This window comes from Rhodococcus spongiicola (assembly GCF_004011835.1).
Taxonomy (GTDB): Bacteria; Actinomycetota; Actinomycetes; order Mycobacteriales; family Mycobacteriaceae; genus Prescottella; species Prescottella spongiicola.
In genome coordinates this window covers 789,198-804,308 of record NZ_RKLN01000001.1, presented here as the reverse complement: position 1 = coordinate 804,308, position 15,111 = coordinate 789,198, and the positions used below count along the sequence as shown (strand labels likewise).

Genomic DNA, 15,111 nt, shown 5'->3' with positions numbered 1-15,111 from the left:
GATGACTGAGAATCGACCATTCGACACGGCGGAAACAGTCGACATTGTCGGGATCGGGTTCGGCCCGTCGAACCTCGCGCTGGCGATCGCGATCGAGGAACACAATGCGAGCTGTGGCCCGGACGAGAAGGTCACCGCACGATTCTTCGAGAAGCAGCAGGAGTTCAGCTGGCACGCCGGCATGCTCCTCGACGGCGCGACCATGCAGATCGCCTTCCCCAAGGATCTGGTCACCTTCCGCAACCCGCGCAGTAGCTACAGCTTCTTCTCGTATCTGCATGACCGCGGTCGTCTGGTCGACTTCGTGAACCAGCAGACGTTCTTCCCCACCCGGGTCGAGTTCCAGGACTACCTGCAGTGGGCGGCCGAGCGCGTCTCGGCCGACGTCCGGTACGGCACCACCGTCTCGGCCGTCGATCCGGTCGATGGCGGTGCCGTCGTGGATCGTCTTGCGGTGTCGCTGTCCGACGGCACCACCGTTCATGCCCGAAATGTCGTGGTGGCCGCGGGGTTGCGTGAACGGCTACCCGAGTGGGCGACGCCGTCGGCGCGGTGCTTCCACAACCACCAGTTCCTCCACCGAATCGCGGACATGCCCGAGCCCACCCATCAGCGGTTCGTCGTCCTCGGTGCCGGGCAGAGTGCCGCCGAGGTCGTGCGTTACCTGCACAGCAACTACCCGCAGGCCGAGGTCCACGGCGTCTTCTCCCGGTTCGGGTACAGCCCGGCTGACGACAGCCCGTACGCGAACCGGATCTTCGATCCTTCCGCGGTGGACGAGCTGTACGCGGCACCCGCGTCCGCGCGTGAACACCTCCTCGAAGTACACCGAAGCACCAACTACTCGGCGGTCGACATCGAGTTGATCAACGAGCTCTACGCCACCGAGTACCAGGAGCGAGTCCAGGGACAGCGGCGTCTGTTCATGCGCCGTGCGTCCGAGGTCAGCGCAGTCCGGGAAACGGCCGACGGCATCGAGGTGTCCGTGACCAGCGCACTCGACGGGCTCACCGACGCCCTGACGTGCGACGCCCTCGTGCTGGCCACCGGTTTCGAGCCGACCCCGCTGGAGTCGTTGTTCGGTACGTCGATGCCCGGGATCGGTACGTACCAAGACGTGGGCCGCGACTACCGACTCGAGGTCGATCCGGCCGGTCACGCCGGCATCTATCTGCAGGGCGGAACGGAGAAAACACACGGTCTGACATCGTCGTTGTTGTCGAATGCCGCGGTGCGTGCGGGAGAGATACTCAATTCGATTCTCGCTCATCGAGATATTTCCGCAGGCCTTGCTAGGCTGAGCGAAGACAACCCATACGCGACAAGCGAGGTTAGATGAGCACCAATCCGTTCGACGACGAAGACGGCCGCTTCTACGTCCTGGTCAACGACGAAGACCAGCACTCCCTGTGGCCGACGTTCTCCGAGGTCCCGCAGGGCTGGAGGATTGTTTTCGGTGAGGATTCGCGTCAGGCGTGTGTCGATTACGTCGAGAAGAACTGGACTGACATGCGGCCCAAGAGCCTGCGTGAAGCCATGGAGCAGGACCAGAAGAACGCCGACAAGTGATATGCCCGGTCCGATTACCGAGCGCTAGGCTCGCCGGAACCGGACACGGAATTGCTCATCAGCACACTGCGTCGCCCGAATCGCGGGCGGCGCAGTGTGGCGTTTCGGCGTAAAGCCGTATTCCTCCTTATTTCTCAGACTCTGCGGCGCCCGGGGTCTCGACGTCGATGCCGATCAACTCTTCGAGACCGCGCACGTCAGAGATCGGTGACGAGATCCTTATCGGTGAGCTCGGTGGCCTCCAGTGCCGCTTCGAGGGTTTCGTGCCGAAAGACGGCGGTTACCTGATCGTTCACGACGCGGAAGGCGGTGCCCACCGTTCTGGACTCGCCAGGCTTCGACTCCCAGGTGGCCTGCTCCTCTACCACGATGACACCGTCGTGCTGGAACATCCGGCCGGGCACCAGGCTGATACCCGCCGAAGCTGCCCACTCGCGCAGTGCGGCGAGGCCCTGCGCCGCCCCCTCGGAGTCGGCGAGTTCGATGTCGTCGCTCGAGACCATGAGCAGCGTCTCGACGTCCGAGTCGTTGAGTGCGTCGTGCCACGCGAGAACGGTGGCGATCTCCGAGATGCTCATGCGACAACGCTAACGAAGTCGGGCGGTCGGGGCACCGGTACATGTTCCACCGTTGGGTATGGATATGATGGGCGCGCTCGACTGCCTCCTTAGCTCAGTGGTAGAGCACTCGCCTTGTAAGCGAGCGGTCGTCAGTTCAATCCTGACAGGGGGCTCCACAAAGAAGGCCCCTCACCAGAAAAAACGCCGGTGAGGCGCCTTTGCTCTTGCTCACGGACTCGCAGCGTTGTCACGAGTTGTCACAACTGATTGCAAACTCGCGGCGGCAAGCTTCAGCGCGTCGTCCTGCGAGTGCATGTAGGTGCGCGTGGTGAAGGCCCGGTCAGCGTGCCCGAGCCACGCTGAAATGACCGTGGTCGGGACGCCGTGAAGATGCAGCGTCGGCGTGAGGGGAGCGTTCGCGCGGACCGATCCGCCTTCGGCTCACCCTCGACGACACTGCCATTGACGGACACGCGATTGTTCGCGATCGTCAGCATGCCCGCCTCCAGGTCGACATCCCCCGACAGGAGGCCGCACACCTCGCCACGCCGCAGCCCCGACAACGCGAACTGCGAGGCGTCGGTGTCGACCGTCAGCTGGTAGCGGACCACCGGTCTGCCGCGCTCGCGCGTCGTGAGTTCGATCTTCTTGATCTGTCGTGGGAGCTGTCGGCGTGCCACGGCTAGACTTCCTCTCGAATCCGCCTTGAGTCACAGCACCCCCGCGCCGGACGTGGCGCGGGAGTTAGCTTTTGGAGTCAGAGTAGTGCGAATCGCTCGGTTGTCAGGGCAGCCATTCCAGTGCAGTCTGTCCGCCCTCGAGTTCGAGTACCAGCATAGTCATGCTCACTCTCTCTCTGTCGGGTCGGGTGATCGTCGTGCGCAGCGCTTGCATCGGATCAGCGAAGTTGTCGCGTTCCCATCGAGAACGGAAGGCGCCGTTGCCACTCACTCGGTTGAGAAGTGTGTGCGCCCAGCGTCGCTCCTTGCGTTCATGCGTGGCGGCGATTCGCCAACGCACCAGGTCGACGGCGAGGGTCGCCACGGTCGCCCATGACTCGCCCAGCACCTGTTTGGACTCATCGCTCTCGAAGACCCAGAGGACGAAGTTCTTGTCTTTTCCGAAGCCGGGCAGAAGTTCCTCGACTGCCGACGTGGCGAATGTGACCGTCAGCGAATTGCTGAGCACGGCGATGGCGTGCCGATCTGAGATTGTGGCCAGTGTGGACATTGGACGCCGCGGGAGTTTCGAGAGGACGCGAAGGTAGTTCTCCTCGCCGATGTCCAGCCTCATTGCCTGCACGATGGCGTCGATCACTTCCTCGGTTGGCCGCCGCTTGTTCGACTCGAGCGCCTTGATGGTGTGGGGCGAGAGTGCTGCGAGGGCGCCGAGTTCGCGCTGGGTGACCCGTCGTTTGGTGCGGAGTGCTTGGACAAGAGATCCTGTCGTGTGCGCTTCTAGCGGATCCACATCAAGAAATCAATACTTTCGAGGGGTACAATTTTGTACGCCTTTTGAACTCGCATAACCGTCGGTTTCTTCTTTACGCTCGTAGAGACAGCCGAGGTGTTGCTCGGCTCACGGGAGTATCCCCCACGGCGAGAGGGCATCTCCGGGCGGTCGTTAACCGAACGTTCGGTTGGGTCATCGGGGGAGCGTGAGGAACGGGGAGTTTTGCCATGGGATCTGTGAAGCAACGGCCGCGAGAACCGATCGGGCAGCCCTTCGGTCATGATTCCCGTACGAAAGAACGGCGTCTAGCTATCGCAACGCCGACCAGCGGACCGCTGGCCGGCGTTGGAGTCAAATGCGAGGGTGTGTTTGCATTGCGCGAAGAAGGGTCTGCTGATCCTCTGGGTATACCGGTGGAGCGACTTGTCGCAGAGGCGACCAAACGAGGGGTTCGTGCGTCAGAGCTCCTGGACCTGCTGTTGAGCGAGGTCGAGGATGTGGCCGGCATCGGCACCTAACGCCGAGCAGATCTTCAGCAACTGGAGGATGTCGATGGATCGTTCGGCGTTCTCGAATCGCATGATCGTCGCATGTGACATCGACGTCCTCGATGCATTTCTTCTGAGAGAGCCCCATGCGGGCCCGCGCTGCCCTCAACGCTCTGCGCCAACGACCTGCCTTGCACGTAATGCAGCCTGGGCATCGTATGAGTCCATAGCTGCGCATAGTATCGCCATTCGGTTGCCGATGGCAACCGATCGGTCACTAGGCTAGCCAGGCTACCGATTCTCCTGAAAAGTTACCATTCGGGTATGATAGTCGACCGTATGGCTACTTTGAACCCTTCGCATCCACTCCGGCTGGACACGCCCCGTCCTGCTGCCCGTATTCCGTCCGCCGCCGTCCTGCCAATGACTCCTCGGCGACGAATCAGTGGCTTGCGGTAGCGCACCCTGTACCGCTTTCCCGACTTGGTCTCGTAGGGGCTGATTGTCGCCACAGGTCTCCCTCTCGAATCCCTTCAGATTCAAACCCCCGCGCGGTCGTAGCGCGGGGGTCGGCTGTCACAGTGGTGCGGGTCGTCGCCTAAGGCAGCCATGCCAGCGCGATATGCCCGCTCTCGAGTTCGAGGACCAGCATGGTCATGTTGAGCCGTCGGCCATCGGGGAGGGTGATCGGTGTGCGCAGAGATTGCGCCGGCTCGGCGTAAGTGTCGCGTTCCCATCGAGAGCGGAAGGCGGGATTTCCCTTCATGCGGTTGAGGAGCGTGTGCGCCCACCGCGGCATCTTGCGCCCATACGTGGCGATTCGCCAACGCACCAGGTCGACTACGAGAGTCGCCACGGCCGCCCACGACTCTCCCAGCACCTCTTTGGACTCGCTGCGCTCGAAGACCCAGATGACGAAGTTCTGGCCCACCCCGAAGCCGGGTAGAAGTTCCTCGATTGCCTTCGTGGCGAACGTGGCTGTCAGCGAGCTGCGGGTCACGGCGATGGCGTGCCGATCTGAGATCGCGGGCAGTGTGGATGTTGGACGCCGAGGGAGTTCTGAGAGGGAACGAAGGTAGCTCTCCTCGCCGCTGGTCAGCGTCAGCGCCTGCGTGATGGCGTCGATCACGGCCTCGGTTGCCCGCCGCTTGTTCGACTCGAGTGCCTTGATGGTGGCGGGCGCGAGTGCCGCGAGGTCGCCGAGTTCGCGCTGCGTGACGCCTCGTTTGGTGCGGAGTGCTCGAATGAGTGATCCTGTCGTGTGGGCTTTTAGCGGATGCACTTCGAAAAAGCAAGAGTTGTGGGGGAGACAGTTTTGTATCCCTTCCTGGCTTTCATAATGCTTGGTCGCTTCTTTACTGTTGTGGGAAGCCGAAGATCCTTCGGCTGGCGGGAAGTATCCCACGGGGAAAATCCCTGTGGGACTGCGCGACCGGGGTGAGCCACCACGGGGTGCGAATAGGAGGTTTGCTCATGGGGGGTTTGCTCAGGGGATCCCTGCGGCCACGGTCCACGAGAGTCGATCGGGCGGCCCTTCGTTCTTACTTCCCGTACGAAACAACGCCATCCACATGCGGAGAAGCCGACCGGCGATCCGCCGGTCGGCGTCAGGTTGTCTGTCAAAGAGGTGTACTCGTATTGCGCGAAGAAGGATCGTCTGTTAATCCGTCCATGTCGGTCGAGAGTCTCGTTGCAGATGCGACGAGGCGGGGCGTTCGCGCGTCTGAGCTACTGGCCCTGGTCTTGTGCGATGTCGAGGATTTGGCCGGCGTCGGCGTCTAGGGCCGAGCAGATTTTCAGCAGCTGGAGAACATCGATGGCGCGCTCGGCGTTTTCGAATCGCCTGATCGTGGCGTGCGACATCGACGTCCTCGATGCCAGTTCCCTCTGAGAGATACCCACGCGGGCACGTGCAGCCCTCAACTCTGCGCCAATGACCTGCCTTACACGCAGTGCAGCCTGATCATCGTCGTATGTGTCCATAGCTTCGCATGATATCGCCATTCGGTCATTGGTGGCAACCGATCGGTGACTAAGTTTACCATTGATCTTCCTCTTGGTCACCGTTCGGTGATCAAACAGACCATCGATTCTGTTGCAAGGTTACCGATCGGTGACTAGTGTCGACCGTATGGTCACTTTGAATCCTCCAGATCTTCACTCCGACTGGATCCGCCACGTCGAGAAGGCGATCACGTCCTCCGTAGCCGACTCCACCAAGCACACGTGGGAAAGCCTGTGTGTTGCCGTCGGTATGTCCGAGAAGGCACTCTTCGGCCGCTTCAAGGGCAAGCCGCCGTTCAAACTGGTTGAACTCGTGGCGATCGCCGACGAGCTACGTATCGAGGCGGGTTCGCTGTTGCCCCCAACATTTCGCACCCTCTCCGATGTCGGGAAGAAGTCGGCTTAGACGCCCAGCACTGCTTCGCGCGGTGTTCTCGCGAACTATGTCGTCCGAACTCCCCTGCGACCAGCTCGCTTCGGGGTGGCCGCCAGTTGCGCCAACAACTGGCGGCCCAAGTCCAGCCACCAACACCCACTGCAGGAGGAAGACGTGACCGATGGTAGCCCACCACCGGTGATCGGGGCACAAGCCCCGTTCGACCTGATGAGCGACGACTCTGGTGCCCGTAATGCCTCGGCTGTGCGCGTCGGTGACGCCGTTCGGATCAGCCTTTGGATCCACGATGTGTGGTTCGTGGCGACATTGACTCACCTCGAAGCGCGGGCCTTGGGTGAGGATCTGCTCGCCGAAACCATCTGATCCATCGCGGTGGCGGGGCGACTTCACCGCCGCCGCTGACCTTATACGAAAGACGCGAAACCCCTGGATGGGTTGTCGCGCGTCCGACTACACCCTTTGGAGCTTGAAGTGAGGCTGTTCAGACGCACTCAACCGGACCCGACACCCCCATCGGATGCCGGTGCTCTGCCGTCCCCGACCCCGATATTTAGACGTCTCGCTGGCGAACTGCCGCTGCCGGCATGGGACGACGTCGAGGTGACGGCATGAATCCGCTGGTGGATCGAGGCGAACCGCCGTCAGTTGCATGCCTGCACCCTGACACCGTCGTGCGCACCGACGATATCGGCCCGTACGAGCTGTGCCACGACTGCCACCGGGTCGTCGACGACCGCGGCCAGTGGGACCCACTCGAGTCGGTCGACGACTGCAACGCGACCCTCGCTGTTGTGGTGTGCGTGTCTGCGGTCGTGTTCACCGCGGCCCTGGTTGTGGGGTTGCTCGGCTCGTGGAGGTTCACGTGACCGATCCGATCACCGCAGAGGTCATGGCATGGGCCGACAACGCCGGAGGCGTGAACGTCGAATCCGAAGTCGATGTGTGGTTCCTGCCCGACACGCCTCCTGAGATGGCTGAGGCTGCCGCACGGACCGTGCGCCGCTACGCCATCGACGGCGAGGACGCGCGGACACTGCTGCAGATACTTGGGCTCACCGATACATCGAAGGCCGAGTCATGAGCGCCGAGACTCGACTCCTGGTGGATGCTTTGCAGATTTGGAAACTGCCGAAGGGTACCAAGTTCTGCGAGTTGGGTTCGCTGGGGCGGACGTTCACTGTGGGGGTCCGGTCAGGGCAACTGTGGCATGGCGACACCCCGTGCGGTGTAGAGGCTGTCGAGCTGCCGGTAGTGATCCTGTGACCGCCGAATCTCTGGCCGATTCCAAGATTCTCAAGCTGCAGGAGGCTGGATCGTGACGTGGGGGCAGCTGTCTTCGTTCGCGCTCGCCGTCGGTCTGACGGCAACGGGGGTGGCCGTGGCCATCGTCATTGGAGCCGGCCAGATCGTCGCCGATCCGACGTGGTGACGGTGATCCAGTACCGGCAGTCAAAGAAGCCATCAACCCGAAGGAACAGTGACAGTGAATAATTGGAGACAGCAGGCCGCGTGCCGGGAAGACCTCGGTCACGATCCGGAACTGTGGTTCCCGGACAGCCGGGACGCAACTTCGATCGCCCGGGCGGTCAACGTATGCCGTACTTGCCCGGTCATCGCCGAGTGCCGCTCGTTTGCGAAGGACACCGGACAGAAGGCCGGCATTTGGGCAGGCCAGCTCTACGGCACCGACAGAACCCCGGACCAGCTCATTGATCGAGCCACCCACTGCCCCAATGGGCACCGGTACACACCTGAGAACACGCAGTGGAGCAAGCGGAACACCCGTCGGTGTCGTGCCTGCATGAACGCCCGTAGTGCCCGCATCCGTGCCGGAGAGAAGGCTGGCGCCTGATGAACGCCACACCCACCCGACTCGGAATGGACAAACGCCAAGTCGCGACAGAAGCAAAGGCATCGACAGGAATAGTGATATGACCGAATTAATCTTCACCGCACCGGTTCTGGTAGTCAAAGACCCTACTCTCGAGCGCGCCCGGATCGCCGCGCTGATGGATTGGCTGGTGGCACAATGGCCCTGACGATCGCGGAACAGATCTTCGCCGAACATCGGCCCGACCGACACGGCCCCTACTACGTCTGCAGGTGCGGCGAGGCTGCACTATGGATCAACTACGCCGCGCACGTGGTCGAAATGGTGTTACGGCGTCATATCGAGGATGAGTGCGGCAACGCTCCGCTCCCGAACCATGAGAACGACGACCACAAGGCGGGGTTCATCGCTGGAATGGCCCACGCTCAGGAGGTCATCTGCGCGGCACTGACTGGCTTCCTCACTGGATTCATCGGTGCTGTCGGTGAGTCGGCGGGTGGTGACGAGCCGTGAGCGATCCAAACTTCACCCTGAACACGTTGCGCGGCGGTCGGGTCTGCGGGAGGCAACCGTGAGAGGCCTCGTGGACCTATACGGCCCGGACAAACGCCACATGCCCGAGCGGTGCAGCCTCGGCTGGCACAGAGCATTCGAGCACGCTAAGCCGGCGCCTACCCCCGTCCGAATCCACGACCGATTACTCGGCCGAGGCTGGGGATGGATCTGCCACCGCTGCAACAGCTCCCGAACTGAGACATGAACGACGACATCGATCAACGCCCGCAGTGCGGAGTTGGTGCGGTCGGTGATGGCAGTTAGGCGGCCACCGTCGCGCGCCATCGCCCCGTACAAGCCGTACCGAACGCACTCGAGACCAAGGATCCCTATGACAGACCTCGACCATACCCAAATCCGCCTCCTCGTCGACCGCCTCGACCAAATCGCCGGCTGGATCCATCTCGAGCTCGAGAACACCATCACTCGCCAGATCGTGTTCACAGAAAAGGCTCTCACCCGTGTCACCACACGTGACGAAGTCCCACTCGCTTTCAACGAACGAGCATCCGACTTCGCTCACGAACTTGCCGGCACTCTCCGTGCCTGGACCAACTACGTCGCCACCGAACGAAACCTGCCCTGGCCTGGCGACGGACGCGCACCCCATTTCGCCCGCTGGCTCTCCCGCCACGCCTACGACCTCGCCGCCACCGAACAAGCCACCGACGCCTACGACCAGATCCTCGAAGTCTACAAAGCGGCCTTCGCGATCATTGACCGTCCAAAAGCCAAGCAACGCAGCATCGATGACGAGCAACTCGCGCAAGCACGGAACCTCGAGCTCAACGCCCGCGGGTGCGTCCAGGTCGCCAAGCAACTCGGCAGGTGGCACGACCAACTGACGCAGTCTCGTATCAAGTACCTGACCAAGACGAAAGTGCTTACTCCGCTGCGGACTACACGGATCAATGGAACTCTCACGAACATCTACCGGCTCGGTGACGTCCTCGAGGCCACCCGGGTCGACGATGACACGCAGGCCGAAACCGGTTGAGTTGCATGGACTCAGGTGTGTGCTAAGCTTCGCTTGCAGGCGCGAGAGTTGTAACCACAACCTCGCGCCTTCGTCGTATCCACCTCCGGCCACCTCTCCCGCATTGCCGGCCAATCCGTTGGCGGATCGAATCGCGACGAGGTGATCTTCTGTCTTCGTCGAAGGTGCCTAGCTCAACCTAGAAGAGCAGCGGTCTCCAACCCGCTAGTTGCAGAAGCGGAACACTATCGGCGACAAGATCGTGCGGGCACGGTCAGTCGCGCTTGATGCCCGTGGATGTGTTCAGGTCCCCAAGCAACTCGGCAGGTGGCACGACCAGCTGACGCAGTCTCGCATCAAGTACCTCACCAAGACGAAAGTGCTTACTCCGCTGCGTACTACGCGGATCAGTGGAACGCTCACCAACATCTACCGGCTCGGTGACGTCCTCGATGCCACCCGAGCCGACGATGATGTGGAGGCCGAAACCGGTTGAGTTGCATGGACTCGGGTGTGTGCTAAGCTTCGCTTGCAGGCGTGAGAGTTGTAACCACAACCTCGCGCCTTCGTCGTATCAACTGTCGGCCACGCCTCACACCGGCAATTGGCGGCCGAATATTCCACCGCCGATCGAATCGCGGCCATGCCGTCGTCTGTTTTTCGTCAAAGGTGAGTAGCGCACCTGGAAGAGCAGCGGTCTCCAAAACCGCAGGTTGCGGGAGCGGTGCAGTATCGACGACACGACCGTGCGGGTAAAGTCGTCGAGCTGTGGATGTGTTCAGGTCGCCAAGCACGACAGGTCGCACGACCAGCTGACGCAGTCTCACATCAAGTACCTCACCAAGACGAAAGTTCCTACTCCGCTTCGTACTACGCGGATCAGTGGAACGCTCACCAACATCTACCGGCTCGGTGACGTCCTCGATGCCAGCCGCGCGACGATGATGTGGAGGCCGAAACCGGTTGAGTTGCATGGACTCGGGTGTGTGCTAAGCTTCGCTTGCAGGCGTGAGAGTTGTAACCACAACCTCGCGCCTTCGTCGTATCAACTGTCGGCCACGCCTCACACCGGCAATTGGCGGCCGAATATTCCACCGCCGATCGAATCGCGGCCATGCCGTCGTCTGTTTTTCGTCAAAGGTGAGTAGCGCACCTGGAAGAGCAGCGGTCTCCAAAACCGCAGGTTGCAGGTTCGAGTCCTGCCGCATCTGCCAAGCTCTGCTCGCCGAATGACAAGACGCTGGGTTCTGGACCGGAAATCGGGTTCGGGTCTCTGGCGGAGAACAGCATTGGCGCAGGGCACCATCGGCAGCTACAGCCGGCTTGTTCGACCAGGCTGCCGATTCGAATGCCGCGGCGCCGGCCGACGGTCTGGCGCATCAACGGGAAAGGTCCCAGCCGATATCCGGGTGGTCGAAGGCTCGAACCCTTCACGGCCACCGCATGACCCGGCTCGCAGTTTCGGACTGGAAGGAGGTGTCTCCCTTGAAGAAGCTCCGAGGACCTGACGCCCTCTAGCCCGGCCGCAGAACGGGCTAGAGGGCGAGAAGAACTAGAGGCGCTGGTTCGCGAACGCCACGGAGATCGGTCCCGGAACCCCAGGGATGGAGAATGGGCCCACGGAACTCACCTCCGTGCCGGTGTTATCCATTCCGACCATCTGCGCATTCCGTCCGGGGCCAGGGTTGGTTCGGGCCCACTTACTTCCGGCCTTCCCATCGAGGTAGAACGTGTCCGGGAGTGCTTCACCCCAGATTACGTACTTCACGGTCGTGGGCTGACCTTCTCGAGCGTTCGGCAATCGATCCAGCTTCAGCCATAGGTCCGATGACGCCTGTGCCCCGGTCGCCACTTCCCAGTTCTCCACCGCGGTGACCTCGTAGACCTGCGCACCCGTACCGAAGAGCGCCTCATACCCCACAGACCCGGTGGCCGGCTCCGCCGACGCAGTGGCTGGAACGGCAACAGCCATCCCCACCGCCACCGCAGCAGCAGCAATCCCGCTGGCTGACTTCTTCAACTTACGCACTCGTCCTCCCCAAATCGTCACTCGATGGTGTGCCTCGCGTCCGCGACGCACAGCTACACCTACCACATCTCTCGTACCACCCAACTTCGTTACCGATCCGCACATATCGGATCTCACCACTCGAAAGGAAAACACCATGGCAAGATTCGTCAAGCTTCTGACCTACGATGAGACCGCTCCGTTCCAGATGCCGTCGACTGACCTCGGGTACGTTGCCCAGACCAACCACGGCTACACCATCACGCTCTTCGGCGACACGTTCGACGATGGCCCCGATGGTCATCTAGGCCAAGGAAACGGGTGGCGCTCTCCCGTCGGACTCCGGCAGTCCAACCCGGACATCGAAAACGGGATTCGATGGGACAACGCAATCGGTGGTGCCCGAGCCAAGAAGATGATCCCCTACGAGTCGAGGGGGGGTATCTTCAGTGGAGAATTGCCCGATGGGTTCACCAACATCCCGAACGACTTGATCCATCTTCCCGACGGCCGATACATCATGACCACCTTCGCCATTCGATCGTGGGCCCACGACGCTACTGATGGAAACAGTTGGGCAACCTTCCACTCGCGCATGTGGACTTCCACTGAGACACATGCGGAGCACTGGGGTCGCACGTGGGACGTCGAAGGCAACCACGAGAACTTCGACTTCCCGAACTGGGGGGAGTGGAGCCACTTCCAGAACAACACGATGATCATGTTCCCCGGTGAGCCTTGGGTGTATATCTACGGTACCAACGAAGGGCGCTGGCAGGATGGCGGAATCCATTTGATGCGCGTGGACTGGCGCACCATGTGGAATCGCAGCACGTACGAGTTCTGGGGCGAGTACGCCCCAGGTGTCTGGGAATGGAGGCGCTTTGGGCACACCACCCCGATCCTCAGGCCGACCTTTTCAGGCCCGGGTCAGTACATCGGTGAGATATCCGCACAGGTCATCGATGGCCGGGTCGTCCTCTCGTACGTAGACGGGTCGATCGGCGCAATCACCAGGACCTCACCGCGGCCCGAGGGGATCTGGACCCTGCCGAAGATGCAGATCTCGCGCGACTTCAAGCCGACGCTGTATGCTCCCTGCATCCATCCGTACAGCCGTCTCGGCCGCGCACAGATGCTGCTGTCGGAGTGGGACAGGGAGTGGCAACCGGACGGACCCACCACGTACTACGGCACCAAGCAGTGGGAAGTCGACCTGAACGGCATCATTTTCTCCACATCGAACCCTCGGCTGGCAGAGGAAACCGGCAACGTCGCAGAGGGAGTCGTCAACCCAGAAGGGCACACCGGCGAGTTGACGCCCAGAATCGACAAGCTGAGTACACCCGATCTCGTGGCTGTGCTCGCCGACAACGCCGACGACGATATTGATCGCAGCGATATCGCCGAGGTCGTCGAGAAGGGCCGCGCTGCTAGCAAGTAGCCAGTACCGACCGGAGACGGCACCCGGGCCCCTTCATTGATCGGAGGCTCGGGTGTCGCTTGGCTACAACACGTTTCAGAGTTTGACGCATTCTTCGAGTTCCAGAACCTGGGTCGATTGGGAGTGGCGGCTCTCGTATGAGTCGCACGGGCATCCGGAACACCCAAATCGACGGCTTGCCGGACTGGGACCGCCTTCCGCAGTGGATCGAGAAGGCCTGACGGATATCCGAAGAACGTGAGGTGGCGATCGTCACCGGCGCGGTGTCGGCGAGGGCTCTCCGCGTGAACGACAAACACACTGACCCCGACACCCGCCATTCGTCGTTGAATTAGCTGCGATCCGCAGACCTCCCTGAGAACACGACGGTTCCCCAGTTCGGATCCGGCGTGAACACCATCTCTTCCAGAATTCCGGGACAACCTCGCCGCTGCAGCCCTCGAGTGCGCGCGGCCCGCCGCCATAGCGGCCTGTCCCGGCCTCCTGCGTGCCGCTAGTGAGGGCCCAGGGGATAGCGCCCGCCGACATCTCTCCCTCGGTCGGCGGGCGCCCGACTTTCGCCCCCGTGGCAGTGACGCTACCCCCGAATCTGCCCCTGGCGGAAATGAATAGGAAAGTTCCCGACGAGCTGTCACAACTGACGGCCGGCTGTTGTCCGGCGGGTCGTCGGCTACGGAATACACAGGCGAACAGTGTATTTCGTCACCCGAATAGATAGGAAGACAATGACTGCACCGACCGACCCGACTATGCCGACTGAACCGGCCTCTCACGACATCCATCTGCTCTGGATTCCCGGAACCGGCGAGTCCTACGTTGGCGATACCCGTACCTGGGACCAGGTGAAGGCGGAAACAGACTCTCAGGGAAATCTGGGGATCAGCATGGGGCACAAGCTCATGGAGCAGGTCTTCGATCGCATCCCCGTAGTGTATGCGGACGAGCCCATCTCTGATCACCTGGGCAATGTCATTCCCCACTGGATCGGCTACAGCGTCTCAGTCAGCTCCATCAGCAAGTTCGAGAACGTATTCGGACTGCCCTCCACCGATTCCCGCCTCGTCGCCAAGTCGGCTCTCCTGGAGAAGCTCAAGTCTCTGCCTGATGGCGCCAAGGCCATCGTCGGTGGATATTCTCAGGGCGCCGCCGCGGCCTTTGAGTTCTGCAACGAAGTGGCCATGGGAATGCACACAGAGGTCTCGGACAAGGTTGGCGCGGGACTCTACATTGCTAATCCGTTGCGGCCCAATGCTCACGGAAGCAATGGCCTGAACGAGGTGGGAATCGAGCTCGATGGCTGGGGTATCGCGGATGATGACGGTGCGAACGGTCCGGCGACCCGCCAAATGTGGCAGATGGAGTTCATCAACGACAGGGATGTGATCTGTAACGCCGACCCGGACAGCTACCTTCGCGGACTCGCAGACCTGCCCGAGTTCTTCGAACTCGGAGGAGACCTGGCTCACTGGAGCAGCCAGTTGGAACAGGCGATCGAACGGCTTGACTGGTCAACCAAGATCAATAGTTGGCGGGATTTCCCCGCTCTTGTTAGCGGCATCTCGAGGGCGAACGGCGAATTCGCCGGCTACAAGGGTGGAGAACACACGCGTGCCTACTGGGACCGCGAAGTTCGAACCCTGAAGAACCCGGTGGACGGCACCGAGAAGACGATCCTCGAGGCAGAGATTCCGTGGGTCGCGTCGATTTGCTACTACATCCTCCACCCTGGCGCCTGAAGTTGAAGAGCCGCAGGGAGAGCAAACTTCGCGAGACAGAGAAGCCCTGGATGGCTTCGGCCGTCCACCACGCCGTCAACCGCTAGCCGTG

General features: G+C 61.6%; 20 protein-coding genes and 2 tRNA genes. 15 read left to right on the top strand and 7 right to left on the bottom strand.

What is annotated here, in order from left to right; translation table 11 throughout:
* Position 1 precedes the first annotated feature (1 nt).
* A complete protein-coding gene (locus EF834_RS03790; RefSeq protein ID WP_127945854.1) occupies positions 2-1,339 on the top strand; it encodes a lysine N(6)-hydroxylase/L-ornithine N(5)-oxygenase family protein in 1,338 nt (445 codons plus the stop codon).
* Positions 1,336-1,569 carry an MbtH family protein gene (locus tag EF834_RS03785; protein ID WP_127945853.1) on the top strand — a complete coding sequence of 78 codons (234 nt, stop codon included), beginning with the start codon at positions 1,336-1,338 and terminating at the stop codon, positions 1,567-1,569. Before EF834_RS03790 ends, EF834_RS03785 begins: the two co-directional genes overlap by 4 nt.
* Before the next feature lie 197 nt (positions 1,570-1,766).
* On the opposite strand, the gene EF834_RS03780 is transcribed toward EF834_RS03785, so the two are convergent.
* Entirely contained in the window at positions 1,767-2,147 is a 381-nt protein-coding gene (locus EF834_RS03780; RefSeq protein WP_127945852.1) for a nuclear transport factor 2 family protein, read from the bottom strand.
* An 83-nt stretch (positions 2,148-2,230) separates the two neighbouring features.
* On the opposite strand from EF834_RS03780, the gene EF834_RS03775 reads away from it, so the two are divergent.
* Positions 2,231-2,305 (top strand) — tRNA-Thr (locus EF834_RS03775).
* A 114-nt stretch (positions 2,306-2,419) separates the two neighbouring features.
* On the opposite strand, the gene EF834_RS03770 is transcribed toward EF834_RS03775, so the two are convergent.
* The 5 genes from EF834_RS03770 to EF834_RS03755 form a co-directional block, all read right to left on the bottom strand.
* Entirely contained in the window at positions 2,420-2,809 is a 390-nt protein-coding gene (locus EF834_RS03770; RefSeq protein WP_206615166.1) for a site-specific integrase, read from the bottom strand.
* A 103-nt stretch (positions 2,810-2,912) separates the two neighbouring features.
* A complete protein-coding gene (locus EF834_RS03765) occupies positions 2,913-3,599 on the bottom strand; it encodes a helix-turn-helix domain-containing protein (RefSeq protein ID WP_127945851.1) in 687 nt (228 codons plus the stop codon).
* Between the two features lie 440 nt (positions 3,600-4,039).
* Positions 4,040-4,180, bottom strand: coding sequence for a hypothetical protein (locus EF834_RS18150; RefSeq protein WP_164874059.1), 141 nt, complete (start codon positions 4,178-4,180; stop codon positions 4,040-4,042).
* Between the two features lie 487 nt (positions 4,181-4,667).
* Positions 4,668-5,351 carry a helix-turn-helix domain-containing protein gene (locus tag EF834_RS03760; RefSeq protein ID WP_164874058.1) on the bottom strand — a complete coding sequence of 228 codons (684 nt, stop codon included), beginning with the start codon at positions 5,349-5,351 and terminating at the stop codon, positions 4,668-4,670.
* 446 nt (positions 5,352-5,797) lie between these two features.
* A complete protein-coding gene (locus tag EF834_RS03755) occupies positions 5,798-6,052 on the bottom strand; it encodes a helix-turn-helix domain-containing protein (RefSeq protein ID WP_164874057.1) in 255 nt (84 codons plus the stop codon).
* A gap of 148 nt (positions 6,053-6,200) precedes the next feature.
* Here EF834_RS03755 and EF834_RS03750 point away from each other — a divergent pair, with 148 nt between their 5' ends.
* The 10 genes from EF834_RS03750 to EF834_RS03710 all read left to right on the top strand — a co-directional run bounded on the left by EF834_RS03750 (position 6,201) and on the right by EF834_RS03710 (position 11,046).
* Entirely contained in the window at positions 6,201-6,479 is a 279-nt protein-coding gene (locus EF834_RS03750) for a hypothetical protein (RefSeq protein WP_127945848.1), read from the top strand.
* Between the two features lie 144 nt (positions 6,480-6,623).
* Complete coding sequence (locus tag EF834_RS03745; RefSeq protein WP_127945847.1) at positions 6,624-6,833, top strand: hypothetical protein; 210 nt, start codon at positions 6,624-6,626, stop codon at positions 6,831-6,833.
* A gap of 245 nt (positions 6,834-7,078) precedes the next feature.
* On the top strand, positions 7,079-7,336 hold the full coding sequence (locus tag EF834_RS03740) for a hypothetical protein (RefSeq protein WP_127945846.1): 258 nt from the start codon (positions 7,079-7,081) through the stop codon (positions 7,334-7,336).
* Entirely contained in the window at positions 7,333-7,551 is a 219-nt protein-coding gene (locus EF834_RS03735; RefSeq protein ID WP_127945845.1) for a hypothetical protein, read from the top strand. Before EF834_RS03740 ends, EF834_RS03735 begins: the two co-directional genes overlap by 4 nt.
* A complete protein-coding gene (locus tag EF834_RS18145) occupies positions 7,548-7,733 on the top strand; it encodes a hypothetical protein (protein WP_164874056.1) in 186 nt (61 codons plus the stop codon). The genes EF834_RS03735 and EF834_RS18145 overlap by 4 nt, the downstream gene beginning before the upstream one ends.
* A gap of 220 nt (positions 7,734-7,953) precedes the next feature.
* Positions 7,954-8,322, top strand: a complete 369-nt coding sequence (locus EF834_RS03730) for a WhiB family transcriptional regulator (protein WP_127945844.1) — start codon at positions 7,954-7,956, stop codon at positions 8,320-8,322.
* A 177-nt stretch (positions 8,323-8,499) separates the two neighbouring features.
* Positions 8,500-8,814 carry a hypothetical protein gene (locus EF834_RS03725; protein ID WP_127945843.1) on the top strand — a complete coding sequence of 105 codons (315 nt, stop codon included), beginning with the start codon at positions 8,500-8,502 and terminating at the stop codon, positions 8,812-8,814.
* A 373-nt stretch (positions 8,815-9,187) separates the two neighbouring features.
* The gene (locus EF834_RS03720; protein WP_127945842.1) at positions 9,188-9,853 is read left to right on the top strand and encodes a hypothetical protein; all 666 of its coding nucleotides are present in this window, start codon (positions 9,188-9,190) and stop codon (positions 9,851-9,853) included.
* 208 nt (positions 9,854-10,061) lie between these two features.
* Positions 10,062-10,328, top strand: coding sequence for a hypothetical protein (locus EF834_RS03715; protein ID WP_164874055.1), 267 nt, complete (start codon positions 10,062-10,064; stop codon positions 10,326-10,328).
* A 642-nt stretch (positions 10,329-10,970) separates the two neighbouring features.
* Positions 10,971-11,046, top strand: a tRNA-Trp gene (locus tag EF834_RS03710).
* A gap of 338 nt (positions 11,047-11,384) precedes the next feature.
* Here the strand turns inward: EF834_RS03710 and EF834_RS03705 are convergent.
* Positions 11,385-11,861 (bottom strand): hypothetical protein, encoded by a 477-nt coding sequence (locus tag EF834_RS03705; RefSeq protein WP_127945840.1) that lies wholly within the window; start codon positions 11,859-11,861, stop codon positions 11,385-11,387.
* A gap of 136 nt (positions 11,862-11,997) precedes the next feature.
* On the opposite strand from EF834_RS03705, the gene EF834_RS03700 reads away from it, so the two are divergent.
* Both EF834_RS03700 and EF834_RS03695 read left to right on the top strand, forming a co-directional pair.
* Entirely contained in the window at positions 11,998-13,284 is a 1,287-nt protein-coding gene (locus EF834_RS03700; protein WP_127945839.1) for a DUF4185 domain-containing protein, read from the top strand.
* A gap of 725 nt (positions 13,285-14,009) precedes the next feature.
* Entirely contained in the window at positions 14,010-15,020 is a 1,011-nt protein-coding gene (locus EF834_RS03695; protein WP_127945838.1) for a hypothetical protein, read from the top strand.
* Positions 15,021-15,111: the final 91 nt, after the last annotated feature.

Coding starts and splice junctions, on each gene's coding strand:
- EF834_RS03790 (WP_127945854.1), top strand. CDS start 2: ATGACTGAGAATCGACCATTCGACACGGCGGAAACAGTCGACATTGTC.
- EF834_RS03785 (WP_127945853.1), top strand. CDS start 1,336: ATGAGCACCAATCCGTTCGACGACGAAGACGGCCGCTTCTACGTCCTG.
- EF834_RS03780 (WP_127945852.1), bottom strand. CDS start 2,147: ATGAGCATCTCGGAGATCGCCACCGTTCTCGCGTGGCACGACGCACTC.
- EF834_RS18150 (WP_164874059.1), bottom strand. CDS start 4,180: ATGTCACATGCGACGATCATGCGATTCGAGAACGCCGAACGATCCATC.
- EF834_RS03755 (WP_164874057.1), bottom strand. CDS start 6,052: ATGGACACATACGACGATGATCAGGCTGCACTGCGTGTAAGGCAGGTC.
- EF834_RS03750 (WP_127945848.1), top strand. CDS start 6,201: ATGGTCACTTTGAATCCTCCAGATCTTCACTCCGACTGGATCCGCCAC.
- EF834_RS03740 (WP_127945846.1), top strand. CDS start 7,079: ATGAATCCGCTGGTGGATCGAGGCGAACCGCCGTCAGTTGCATGCCTG.
- EF834_RS18145 (WP_164874056.1), top strand. CDS start 7,548: ATGAGCGCCGAGACTCGACTCCTGGTGGATGCTTTGCAGATTTGGAAA.
- EF834_RS03725 (WP_127945843.1), top strand. CDS start 8,500: ATGGCCCTGACGATCGCGGAACAGATCTTCGCCGAACATCGGCCCGAC.
- EF834_RS03720 (WP_127945842.1), top strand. CDS start 9,188: ATGACAGACCTCGACCATACCCAAATCCGCCTCCTCGTCGACCGCCTC.
- EF834_RS03700 (WP_127945839.1), top strand. CDS start 11,998: ATGGCAAGATTCGTCAAGCTTCTGACCTACGATGAGACCGCTCCGTTC.
- EF834_RS03695 (WP_127945838.1), top strand. CDS start 14,010: ATGACTGCACCGACCGACCCGACTATGCCGACTGAACCGGCCTCTCAC.